Below are 11,976 nucleotides of genomic sequence, written 5' to 3'. Positions count from 1 at the left end.
GTTCTCGGATAATAAGCGTAAATATTAGCTATGTGTCGCTTTTTATCAAGATTTTGAGCGCAGCAATAGTGTTAAGTACCACACCTTTGCGTAAATTGTCGGCAACTATCGCACAACGAAAAACCGTGTCACTTTGGCGATCAAGGGTCAGATTGCTGATATCGATACCCTCGCTCTCGGCCAAACCGGCCGGACTCGCCAGCTCACCATCATCTCCGGGAAAGAGACGGAAACGCTCATCGGCCAACAAGGTCGCCCGCAATTCAGACAGCACTACCGGTGCATCGCACGCTACACGAAGCATCACACAGTGCCCGTAAAATACCGGCGCCAGCATCGATTGGCAGCTCACTTCCACACTCTGCTCTGTGCTGCTGAGCAAGCGGCCAAGATTGTGTTCAATCTCGGCGCTGACATCCGCCGACAGGGGCAATACATTGAAGGCGATCTGAGCACCCAAGGCCGATTCTTCGAGCCCCTGGCCGTTGAGCAGTCTCGCGCTCTCTGCTGCCAGCGCATTTACTGCTGTCTGACCGGCCGAGGACACTGGCTGAGCAACGGCCAAGTCGACGCGACGAATGCCCGGCACAACGGCCAGCACCGCTGCCACATGAGCAGTTACCGCATCGGCAATCGCCAATACGCGAGCATCGCGATCCAGAGCGCCACCTGCAAACAAGGGCACGTCGTCGCGCTGGGCCAGCACATCACTGGCATCCAGCACGCAACACGCTGATGCCTCAGCGCGCTCGATCATATCGGGCTGGTGGGTTCCCGGCATCAGCAGCAAGAAGCTGAACGCCGCCGGGTCCAGCGCATCCAGCGACCGAACATCCAGAGGTCTGCCTGCATACATCGCTGGCTCGTAGTCATCAGCTGAAGCACTGAACAGCTTTACGGTATCCACTACCGCCGAATCCGACAGTGCGTCCAGCAGTTGATCAAGCGCCAGACTGTCGCCCGCAATAATCGCCAGTGAAGTCATCAGGCAATATCGCCGCGAATAATACGCAACATGCGACGCAGCGGCTCAGCAGCGCCCCACAGCAACTGGTCGCCCACCGTAAAGGCGGACAGATACTGGCTGCCCATATTCAGCTTGCGCAGACGACCGACAGGAACACCCAATGTGCCAGTCACGGCGGTCGGCGTGAGACGCTTCAGGGTTTCGTCGCGGTCATTCGGCACCACGTCCACCCAGTCATTGGCACTGGCAATGATCTGCTCTACATCGCTCATTGCCACTTCTTTATTAAGTTTGATGGTCAGCGCCTGACTGTGGCAACGCATCGCACCGATGCGCACACAGGTGCCGTCAATCGCGATGGGGGACTCACTGCGACCCAGAATCTTGTTGGTCTCGGCCTGCCCTTTCCACTCTTCGCGGCTCTGACCATTTTCCAACTGAGTATCAATCCACGGCAGCAGACTGCCCGCCAGTGCGTGACCAAACTCATTCGTCGGGAAAGCATCAGCACGCATGGCCTCGGCCACTTTGCGGTCGATATCGAGGATATTGCTGCGCGCATCCGCCAGTTCCGGAGCCACAGCATCGCGAATGGCGCCCATTTGGCTGATCAGCTCGCGCATGTTTTTAGCACCGGCACCACTGGCCGCCTGATAGGTCTGGGCACTGACCCACTCCACCAGACCTTCGCGGAACAGGCCACCGATCGCCATCAGCATCAGGCTGACGGTGCAGTTACCGCCGATGTAGTTCTTCACACCGCGCTGCAAGCCATCTTTCACCACATCAAGGTTGACCGGATCAAGGACGATGATCGCGTCATCGGCCATGCGCAGCGACGATGCCGCATCGATCCAGTAGCCCTGCCAGCCGCTGGCGCGCAGATCGGCGAACACGGCCTTGGTGTAATCGCCACCCTGGCAGGAAATAATCGCGTCCATTTCCGCCAGCGCAGAAATATCATGGGCATCTTTCAACGGTGCCGTTTCACGGCCGATATCGGGCCCCTGACCACCCACGTTCGAGGTGGTGAAAAACTGCGGCTCAATACCGTCAAAATCGTTTTCGTCCAGCATGCGACCCATCAGCACCGAGCCGACCATGCCGCGCCAACCTACAAATCCTACTTTCATATTCGTTCTCCTCTTGCCTTAATGAGGGGCGCCTAGCGCCCATGGCATTGCCCGCGCCGTGCGCGGGATGTTGAACACGACTCAGGCTTAGCCCAACGCCGCCAGCACAGCATCCCCCATCTCTGCTGTGCTCACTTTCTTGCAGCCTTCTGAATAGATATCGGCGGTGCGCAGCCCCTGATCCAGTACACGGCTGACCGCATCTTCAATCGCCTGAGCGGCCTCGGGCTCAGACAAGGAGTAACGCAGCATCATCGCCACCGACAGAATCGTCGCCAGCGGATTGGCAATACCCTGCCCGGCGATATCTGGCGCACTGCCGTGACAGGGCTCATACATACCGCGACCATTCACATCCAGCGATGCCGAGGGGAGCATACCGATAGATCCCGTGAGCATTGCCGCTGCGTCAGAAAGAATGTCGCCGAACATATTGCCGGTGACCATCACGTCAAACTGCTTGGGCGCGCGAATCAGCTGCATCGCCGCATTGTCCACGTACATGTGGCTCAGTTCGACATCCGGGTAATCCTTGGCCATTTCCTCAACCACTTCCCGCCACAGCATAGTCACTTCAAGCACATTGGCTTTGTCGACACTGCACAGGCGGCCGCCGCGCTTCTGCGCCAGCTCGAACGCCACTTTGGCGATACGACGAATCTGTGATTCATCGTACACGTAGGTGTTAAAGCCTTCGCGTTCACCGTTCTCCAGTTCGCGAATACCTCGTGGCTGACCGAAGTAAATGCCGCCGGTTAATTCACGGACGATCAGAATATCCAAACCAGCAACCAGCTCGGGCTTCAGCGAGGACGCATCGGCGAGCTGCGGATAGAGGATCGCCGGGCGCAGATTGCCAAACAAATCCAAACGCTTACGGATCTCCAGCAAGCCGCCTTTTTCAGGGCGCTCCGCCGGCGGCAGGCTGTCCCATTTCGGCCCGCCTACCGCGCCGAGGAGAATCGCATCAGCGGCTTCACACTTGGCAAAGGTTTCGTCGGGCAGTGCTTTGCCCACCGCGTCAATCGCCGCGCCGCCCAGCAGGGCTTCATCCAGCTCCAGATTGAGTTGCTGACGCTCATTGATCGCTTCCAGCACTTTGCGGGCTTCCGCCATAATTTCCGGGCCGATACCATCACCAGCCAGCATCAGAACCTTGCGTGCAGTCATTTCAGACACCTTGATTTTCCTTTCAAAAATACGGGGGTTATGCCGAGTGCTCTCGGAACAGCCAGGGCGACTTTTGCTGCCAGGCCTTTTCAAATTCACGGATGTCATCGGCATCCTGCAACGTCAGGCCGATATCATCCAAACCGTTAATCAGGCAGTGCTTGCGGAAGGCATCAACTTCAAAGGCAATCTCTTGGCCGTCCGGCGTACGGATACACTGCGCAGGCAGGTCAATCGTCAGACGATAGCCTTCCTCGGCATACATGGCCTTGAACAGTGCATCGACAGTCTCTGCTGGCAAAACGATAGGCAGAATGCCGTTCTTGAAACAGTTGTTGAAGAAAATATCCGCAAAGCTCGGCGCGATAATACAGCGAAAACCATAATCTTCCAGCGCCCATGGGGCGTGCTCGCGACTGGAACCACAGCCGAAGTTTTCGCGAGCCAGCAGAATCGACGCACCCTGATAACGAGGCTGGTTCAGCGGGAAATCGCTGTTCAGCGGACGGCCTGTACAATCCTGCCCGGGCTGGCCCTCATCGAGGTAGCGAAGCTCATCAAACAGGTTTGGACCAAAGCCGCTGCGCTTGATCGACTTGAGAAACTGCTTGGGGATAATCATGTCGGTATCGACATTGGCGCGATCCATCGGTGCCGCCAAGCCATCTAACTGCGTAAATGCTTTCATGCCTGCTCTCCTCCATTCCAGTCGCGCACATCAACAAAATGACCGGCGATCGCCGCTGCTGCCGCCATCGCCGGGCTTACCAGATGGGTGCGACCACCGAAGCCCTGACGTCCTTCAAAGTTGCGGTTGGACGTAGATGCGCAATGCTCGCCCTGCCCCAGCTTGTCGGCATTCATCGCTAGGCACATGGAGCAACCCGGCTCGCGCCACTGCAGACCGGCTTCTGTAAAGATCTTGTCGAGACCTTCCGCCTCGGCCTGCTTTTTCACCAGTCCACTACCGGGAACCACCAGCGCTTCTTTGAGGGTCGACGCGACTTTTTTACCCTTGACCACCTCGGCAGCCGCGCGCAGATCTTCAATACGCGAATTGGTACAGGAACCAATAAAAACGCGATCAAGCTGGATATCCGTGATCGACTGCCCGGCATTCAAGCCCATATAGCTCAGCGCACGCTCACACGCAGATCGCTTGACCGGATCATTGAAATCGTCGGGAGAAGGCACCTTGGCATTCACCGGCGCCACCATTTCCGGACTGGTCCCCCAGGTCACCTGCGGCTCGATACTGGCGCCATCAAGTTCAATAACTGCGTCAAAATGCGCACCGTCATCACTGTGCAGGGTTTTCCAGAACGCCACCGCCTGGTCCCACTCAGATTCGTTGGGCGCATAGGGGCGACCTTTCACGTAATCAATGGTGATATCGTCTACGGCAACCATGCCGACGCGCGCCCCGGCTTCAATGGCCATATTGCAGATCGTCATACGACCTTCCATGGACATATTGCGAATTACCTCACCGCCAAACTCGATCGCATAGCCAGTACCACCTGCTGTGCCGATTTTGCCGATTACTGCCAGTACGACATCTTTTGCGGTAACGCCGGGGCCGAGGTCACCATCGACGCGTACCAACATATTTTTACTTTTCTTCTGAATAAGGCACTGGGTCGCCAGCACATGCTCCACTTCAGACGTACCGATGCCATGAGCCAAGGCGCCCAATGCACCGTGAGTCGCTGTATGGGAATCGCCACACACCACGGTCATCCCCGGCAGTGTAGCGCCCTGTTCAGGCCCCACCACGTGAACAATCCCTTGTCGCTCGTCGTTGATGGAAAACTCGGTAATACCGAACTCATCGCAGTTCTCATCGAGGGTTTTCACCTGAATGCGCGACACTTCATCTTGAATGCCCGCCACGCCGCCGCTGCGTTCCGCGGTAACGGTGGGTACATTGTGGTCGGGCGTTGCCAGGTTGGCACCGGTCCGCCAGGGACGGCGACCTGCCAGGCGCAATCCCTCGAAGGCCTGTGGCGACGTCACTTCGTGGACCAGTTGACGATCAATGTAGATCAACGCGGTGCCGTCATCGCGCTCTTTTACCAGATGCGCGGCCCATAACTTGTCGTAAAGCGTTTGTGCGGCCATAAATCGTCCCCCTGACGTTTTGCTGATGGCGCAATTTTACGCAGCGGCCAAAAATAAAACAAATTCATAATTTTCATTATTTGAATTCCAAAATGGAATAGATAAGATGCCAGCATGGACACTCAAGCCTTAACAGCGTTTCTGAGCGTAGCCGAATTGCAGTCGTTCTCAGAGGCGGCAGAGAAACTTCACCTCACGCAACCTGCGGTGAGCAAACGTATCGCCACTCTGGAAAAACAGCTGGACTGCCGGCTCTTTGACCGAATCGGTCGCCATGTGCACCTAACCGAAGCGGGCCGCTCCCTACTGCCTGTTGCCCAGCGGGTCTTGCAGGAACTGCGCAATGCCCGCCGCCAGATCAACGACCTTCGCGGCACCGTGGCCGGACGCCTGACCATGGGCATCAGCCACCATATTGGCCTGCATCGCCTGCCGCCGGTATTACGGGAATTCACCCGACGCTACCCTGCCGTGCAACTCGATATCGATTTTATGGATTCAGAGCTGGCTCACCAGCGGATTCTACAGGGCGAAATGGACCTGGCCGTAATTACCCTCTCACCCAGCCAGGAGGAAAACCTGAGTTTTATTCCCGTATGGGAAGACAGCCTGACTGTCGCGGTCTCCAACGATCATCCTCTGGCTGACGCACGACAAGTGAGTATTGCGATGCTCAGCCAGCACATCGCCATTCCTCCGGGCCTAAACACCTATACCGGGCAGATTATCAAACAGTTATTTGATGATGCCGGACTGGAAATGGAAATTGGCATGTCCACCAATTATCTTGAGACGATCAAGGTGATGGTCAGCATCGGCCTGGGCTGGAGTATTCTGCCGCATACCTTGCTGGACAGTAGTGTGACCGCCCTGTCGTTGGAAGGCGTGGACTTGCACCGTACGCTGGGCTGCGTCCACCATCGCAAGCGCAGCTTATCGAACGCCGCCGAAGCATTTATCGACCTGCTACCCAGCCCCTGAAGTCAAAAATGCTGCAGGCGTGCTCTGAGTTGCTCAAACTGCTCAGGGGTATCCGCGTCGAGGTAGATCCCTTCATCCTGTACGTCAACGTCATTCAGCCGCTCGGCATTCGCCTGTATCAATGCCCGGGCACCAAACTCTCCTTCCAGCGCCAGAAGCTCGGGCCAAAATTGCCGACCAAAGGCCACCGGATGCCCGGTCTTTCCCGCACAACGCGGTCGAACTATACAATCGCTTGCTGCCGCCTGCGAGACCGCGGCTACGGTTGAGACCCGCAACAGCGGCAAATCTGCCGGCATCACCAACAGCGCATCGGGTAATGGCATGTTCCCACCCGCCCCTTGCGCAGCAAGCCATTGAGCCAAGCCCTCCGCCAGCGAACTCCCCATACCTTGATGAGCACAAGTGGCATACCAGCAGCGGCCGATAGACGTCTCTCCAAGCACAAGATGTCGATCGGTATCTCGCAATATGGTATTCACATCAAGGCCTGCACGCGCCGCGCGTCGCTGCATCGCCGCCAACATTGAGCAGCCAGGCCGAAGTTCGGCTAAGCGTTTATCCGCCTCACCAAAACGCTGACTCAGCCCAGCAGCGAGCAGAAATATCGGTATCGCCACCGCTCAGCCACCCGCACCGCTTCTTAGCTGCACCAGCTCGGCCATCACCGCAACCGCAATTTCCATCGCCGACTTGCTGCCAATCGCCAGGCCCACCGGCGCATGTAACTGCTGAATCTGTGTTTCGCTCAAATCCAGCATCGCCAGCCGCTCTCGGCGTTTACTCGACGTACGCTCAGAGCCCAGCGCACCAACGTAGAAGCACTCTTCCCGAAGAGCCTGCATTAACGCCATGTCATCAATGCGAGGGTCGTGCGTCAGGGTAATGACAATACTGTGGGCATCTCGAGCGAAGGCTGCCACCGCTTCATCCGGCATCAGGCCGGTCAACTCGACGCCCTCTGTCACCCACTGCTCCCGGCGGTCATCGCGGGGATCGCAAACCACCACGCGATAATCCATCGCCGTTGCAATCTCGGAAATACAGCGCGCCAACTCATTGGCCCCAACCAATAACAACTGAAAGCGGGGACCGAAATCTTGCTGCAACATCTCCTCAGTTAAGGTGAGAGGACACACACGATCCGGAGCAGATAGCAGCCACTCTCCACTGTTCAAATCAACGCAGCGCCGACGGCATTCCCGCGCATTCAACGCCAGCAGCAATTCCTTCATATGAGCCAAGTGTGAAGCCGCCACCGGCTCGATCAAAACCTTCATTCGCCCACCACAGGGCAAACCAAAGCGCTCATTTTCCTCCGGAGTCACACCGTACTCCTGCAAGGTGCAGTGCTCTGCCGCGAGGCTGCCGTCCGCCAGCTTTTCCAGCAGATCATCTTCAATGCAACCGCCGGATAACGAGCCAGTAAACTGTCCATGGTTGTCCAAGAACGCCAGCGCCCCCAGAGGGCGAGGCGACGCACCGAAGGTCGCGGCGATAGTCAGCAGCCAGCCACCTCTTCCGCTAGCCAGTGCATCAACCGCCGCAGCGAGTACCCGTTGATCTGTATTTTTCACTCGTTATTCTCAAGCCAAAACCGGCCATATTGTGCAGTGCTCGCTGGGGATAAGCAAAGTGTGCCCTGCGCCCAGCTCCGTTTAATTCCCCCATTCGCAGGCAAAAAAAACGCCGCGTAAAGCGGCGTTGATATCTGGGGGCAGGCGATTAATACCAGCGGTAAGTCCCCTGAATCGCAAAGCTGCGCGGCGGCTCAATAAAGCCATAATGACCAACACTGTCGAAGATACTATTCGACAGTGGCGTGTCGTTGGAGTAAGACACCACCGTTTCGTCGGTCAGGTTCTTCGCAAGCAGTGCAACTTCCCAGCCTGCAGCAACGTCAGCCAGCGACAAACGCAGGTTCACCTTCACGTAACCATCCTGTTCCTGGCTGGGATCGAGGTTCTGAGATGAGTTGTAGTCGCCGGTGAACACGAAGTCAGTAATACCACGGAACTCCAGATCACTGCTGACCATGCGGCTGTAAGCAAAGCTTAGGTTACCGGAGTAATCGGCCACGTACTGGTTAGTTTTACCTTTATAGTCGCAGTAATTGGTACCGTTTACTTCATAGTCTGGGGTCTGCCCCTGATAGCACTGGCCGTTATCAAACTCGGTAAACTCGAAATCCAGGAATGCGAGGGCGCCGCTTACCATCAGGTGCTCGGTCAGCGCCAAGCGCCCATCCAACTCAAGCCCCATGGTGGTTGCCGCACCGGCATTACCTACGTTGAAGCCCAAAGTACCATCGAAGATACTGACCTGAAGGTCTTCATACTCAGTGTAGAATGCCGCAATATTCAGCTCGGCAGCTCCATCCAACAGTGTGGTTTTGGCACCCATCTCCAAGCTGGTGGCTTGCTCTTCTTCGTACTCGAAACTACCAACCAGAATCAGATCTTCGGCGTTGTTATCGGGACGAATGAGGTTTGCTTCCGGGGAGGCATTGGAACGCGCATCGTAACCACCGGATTTGAAGCCGCGCGACAAGGTCGCATACAACATCATGTCGTCGCTCCAGTCGTATTGCAGATTAATCGATGGTGACAGATTTTGTTCGGTACGAGATCCCTTGAGATCCTGACGCTCTGCGGAGAAATTCTTCGCCACGACCGTATCAATCTCTCCGACAGGAACAACAACACCGTTGCGGGTGAAGTCCATACGGCGGCTACCTTCTTTCTCTTCATGGGAGTAGCGAAGACCCAAGGTCGCGCGGAACAAATCTGTGGCGTTCCAGGTAGTCTGCAGAAACACGGAGAACAGCTCCGTATCTGTCGAGAAATTACGCGGCGTGCCGAGGTTCCGAATTTCATCACCGGCATCACCAATGCCGGTAAAGCCCAAAAGCCCCCCGGAAAAGTCGAGCAGAGACTCGCCATTGCCACCCAATTTTTGAAGATCATCAGCGTTCAGCAAGTCTGGCAAGAGGTCGCTGTCTACACTGATACTGTCGTAAAACTCCAACTCGCTCTTCTGATAAAAGCCGCCAGCGATGAATTCAAAGGTCTCTCCGACAGGGGACACCCAACGAAACTCCTGGCTGAACTGATCGTAGTTCTCTTCAGCGCCAACACTGAACACTCGAGCCCCAGTGAAGTCACAGTCACACAACTCTTCCGTGTCGTAAGCCAGCAGCCCGGTGATAAAAGTGAACTGATGGCCGTCCATGTAGTAATCGACATTCAAAGTAATGTTTTGAGTATCGTTGTAACTAAAATCACCATTGGAAGACCGCTTGAAGTCCTGCTTATTATTCAGCACGGACGAATCTTCATCGACCGTCGCCAACACAATTGGGCCGACTCCCACTTCGGTAAAGTCCAGAATCTGCCCGTAGGTCTTGCCGGTAAAACCGGCAGTCTCAGAAGTAGAGGGGTTATCGTTGATAATTTCGATCTGGCGACCGTCGACATCGAACTTGCCCGCCTCCAACTTCAGCATCGCCGTCAGATTATCAGTCGCGGCCCAATCAAAAATTGCGCGGATAGTCCCTTCATCTCGGCCCGGCTCGTCTCGATTGAGAGTCAGGTTTTCAATGTGACCATCAATATCGCGTTTGCGAATTGCCAGTCGGGCCCCCAAGGTATCCGTCAGCGGACCGGACACGATCAGGTCGATAATCTGTTCATTGAAATCGGGCTCGTATGTCGCCGAGACAGAGCCTTCAAACTCTTGTCCAGGACGCGCAGAGATCAAACTCAGGGCGCCAGCGATACTGTTCTTGCCGAACAGAATATTCTGCGGCCCACGCAATACTTCGACACGGGCTAAATCGAGGAACGGCGCACGGGTAAGCTGCGCACGTCCATAGCTCACGCCATCGAAGTACATACCGACCGACTGCTCAAAGCCGGGGTTAATACCAGAACCGATGCCTCGGATATAAATGTTGGTACCGATACCCGTTTCCGACATGGTCAGGTTGGGCACATAGGCTTGCAGGTCTTCCACCTTCGCAATACCTGCCTCAGCCATTTTTTCGCCACTGACCGCATTTACGGAAACCGGAACATCTTGCAGACTGGCGGCACGCAGTGTCGCCGTAACAATCACCTCTTCAAGAGCAGGCGCCGCGAACAACGGCGTTGCAGCTACCGACACGGCCGCCGCGAGTGCGGACCGACGAAAGCGTGATACAGTTTTCTTCAAGGTCATGTGGCCTCCAGATGCCTTGATTTATTATGAATGACAGCCCCGACGAACAGCCCGTCGATGCCATCCCCTCTAGGAAGTGCCGCCAGCAAGCGCTAACGACCCAATGTAATCGGCGACAACATATACCAATCGTTACCAATCCGCAATCATACGAAAGGCGCATAAACCCTATAATGCGCGCTTGCCTCTAGCATAGCAAAACTGCGAAACAACGACGCACTAAAGATAGCTCGCTTTTTTGCAGACCAGACGCTCTCGGGCCTTGCCGCCGATAAGAGCTTTCTACGATTAAACGCCCAAGTCGATCAATCGACGATATTTTCGCCAAGTCTACCCCGGCATCCCACAGCCTCCAGCGTGAGAATTACCTATGCGGCGATTGAAATGCCAGTAATCATTACAAAAATAGTGCTGAGCGGATCAGTAAATCCCCATCGCCAATCCAGCAGCCATTGCCGAGGCCAGCTCACAGGCATCCGCAATCGCTTGCTCATCCGGCGCTCCTGTGCAGCACACCGGCTCGCTGACCGGCTTTAAAACGAGGCCCCTCGCGATTCTTTCCAGTTCACGAATCGCGCCACTGCCATCGTTACCGGTACAGAGAAAAACGGCATAGGGACGCACGGTATCGCGAGCGTTCGCCGGATAAAAGCAGCGATCAAGAAAGTCCTTCATCCCTCCCGGCAGTGCACCAAAGTTCTCCGGGGTAAACAGCAAGAGTCCGTCGCTATCGAGTAAATCCTGGACACCCGCTTCGGCCGCACGCCTGAGCATCACGTCAGTGCCTTCCTGCTGCGCCGCTTCGGCGGCGGCATAGGCAAGCCGCTCATTGCGTCCAGACTGGCTGTGATACACCACCAATAATCGCTTAGCTGACACGAATCTCCCTCCAACAATCGAAAATCACTGCCTTACTCGCTATGCTAGCGGCCACATTGCTCGCCTCCAAGCCAGCATCACGATAGCCAGTTTTACACGGAGCCATCATGAAATACCTTCACACAATGGTTCGCGTCAGCGACCTAGACGCCTCTCTACATTTTTACTGCACTGTACTTGGGATGACAGAAGTCTCACGCTATGAAAGCGAGCAAGGCCGCTTCACGCTGGTCTATCTGGCGGCAGAAGGCGATGCCACTGCCGCCCAGGAAAGCAAAACGCCAACACTGGAACTGACTTACAACTGGGACCCGGAAACATATAGTGGTGGGCGTAACTTCGGTCATGTGGCCTATGCGGTGGATGACATTTACGCGCTGTGCAGCAAGATTCAGGACGCAGGCATCACGATTAATCGCCCGCCCCGAGACGGCCATATGGCGTTTATTCGCCCCCCCGACAACATCTCAATCGAGCTGCTGCAAAGCGGCAACGCTCTGCCCCCTC

At 55.9% G+C, this 11,976-nt stretch carries 11 protein-coding genes; 2 read left to right on the top strand and 9 right to left on the bottom strand.

Annotated features, from left to right (window positions below; genetic code table 11):
* Positions 1-28: 28 nt before the first annotated feature.
* The 5 genes from AC5DB9_RS14090 to leuC form a co-directional block, all read right to left on the bottom strand.
* Entirely contained in the window at positions 29-985 is a 957-nt protein-coding gene (locus AC5DB9_RS14090; protein WP_272994238.1) for an Asd/ArgC dimerization domain-containing protein, read from the bottom strand.
* Positions 985-2,100, bottom strand: coding sequence for an aspartate-semialdehyde dehydrogenase (gene asd / locus AC5DB9_RS14085; protein WP_022957457.1), 1,116 nt, complete (start codon positions 2,098-2,100; stop codon positions 985-987). The genes AC5DB9_RS14090 and asd overlap by 1 nt, the downstream gene beginning before the upstream one ends.
* Before the next feature lie 87 nt (positions 2,101-2,187).
* The gene (gene leuB, locus AC5DB9_RS14080; protein ID WP_037508598.1) at positions 2,188-3,270 is read right to left on the bottom strand and encodes a 3-isopropylmalate dehydrogenase; all 1,083 of its coding nucleotides are present in this window, start codon (positions 3,268-3,270) and stop codon (positions 2,188-2,190) included.
* A 37-nt stretch (positions 3,271-3,307) separates the two neighbouring features.
* Positions 3,308-3,958, bottom strand: a complete 651-nt coding sequence (gene leuD, locus AC5DB9_RS14075; RefSeq protein ID WP_022957459.1) for a 3-isopropylmalate dehydratase small subunit — start codon at positions 3,956-3,958, stop codon at positions 3,308-3,310.
* Positions 3,955-5,391, bottom strand: a complete 1,437-nt coding sequence (gene leuC / locus AC5DB9_RS14070; RefSeq protein WP_272994236.1) for a 3-isopropylmalate dehydratase large subunit — start codon at positions 5,389-5,391, stop codon at positions 3,955-3,957. The genes leuD and leuC overlap by 4 nt, the downstream gene beginning before the upstream one ends.
* 114 nt (positions 5,392-5,505) lie before the next feature.
* Between leuC and AC5DB9_RS14065 the strand changes: the two genes are divergently transcribed.
* Positions 5,506-6,372 (top strand): LysR family transcriptional regulator, encoded by an 867-nt coding sequence (locus AC5DB9_RS14065; protein ID WP_272994233.1) that lies wholly within the window; start codon positions 5,506-5,508, stop codon positions 6,370-6,372.
* Between the two features lie 2 nt (positions 6,373-6,374).
* On the opposite strand, the gene AC5DB9_RS14060 is transcribed toward AC5DB9_RS14065, so the two are convergent.
* The 4 genes from AC5DB9_RS14060 to AC5DB9_RS14045 form a co-directional block, all read right to left on the bottom strand.
* Positions 6,375-6,992: a nucleotidyltransferase family protein gene (locus AC5DB9_RS14060; protein ID WP_272994231.1), complete on the bottom strand. Its 618-nt coding sequence runs from the start codon at positions 6,990-6,992 to the stop codon at positions 6,375-6,377.
* 3 nt (positions 6,993-6,995) lie between these two features.
* The gene (locus tag AC5DB9_RS14055; RefSeq protein ID WP_272994230.1) at positions 6,996-7,949 is read right to left on the bottom strand and encodes an XdhC family protein; all 954 of its coding nucleotides are present in this window, start codon (positions 7,947-7,949) and stop codon (positions 6,996-6,998) included.
* A gap of 148 nt (positions 7,950-8,097) precedes the next feature.
* A complete protein-coding gene (locus tag AC5DB9_RS14050) occupies positions 8,098-10,590 on the bottom strand; it encodes a TonB-dependent receptor (protein ID WP_272994228.1) in 2,493 nt (830 codons plus the stop codon).
* A 420-nt stretch (positions 10,591-11,010) separates the two neighbouring features.
* On the bottom strand, positions 11,011-11,469 hold the full coding sequence (locus AC5DB9_RS14045; RefSeq protein ID WP_272994226.1) for an NAD(P)H-dependent oxidoreductase: 459 nt from the start codon (positions 11,467-11,469) through the stop codon (positions 11,011-11,013).
* A gap of 107 nt (positions 11,470-11,576) precedes the next feature.
* On the opposite strand from AC5DB9_RS14045, the gene AC5DB9_RS14040 reads away from it, so the two are divergent.
* A partial coding sequence (locus AC5DB9_RS14040) for a VOC family protein (RefSeq protein ID WP_491732068.1) occupies positions 11,577-11,976 on the top strand: 400 nt, incomplete at its 3' end.

It is taken from the genome of Spongiibacter sp. (genome assembly GCF_984394615.1).
This window is presented reverse-complemented; position numbering and strand designations above follow the sequence as displayed.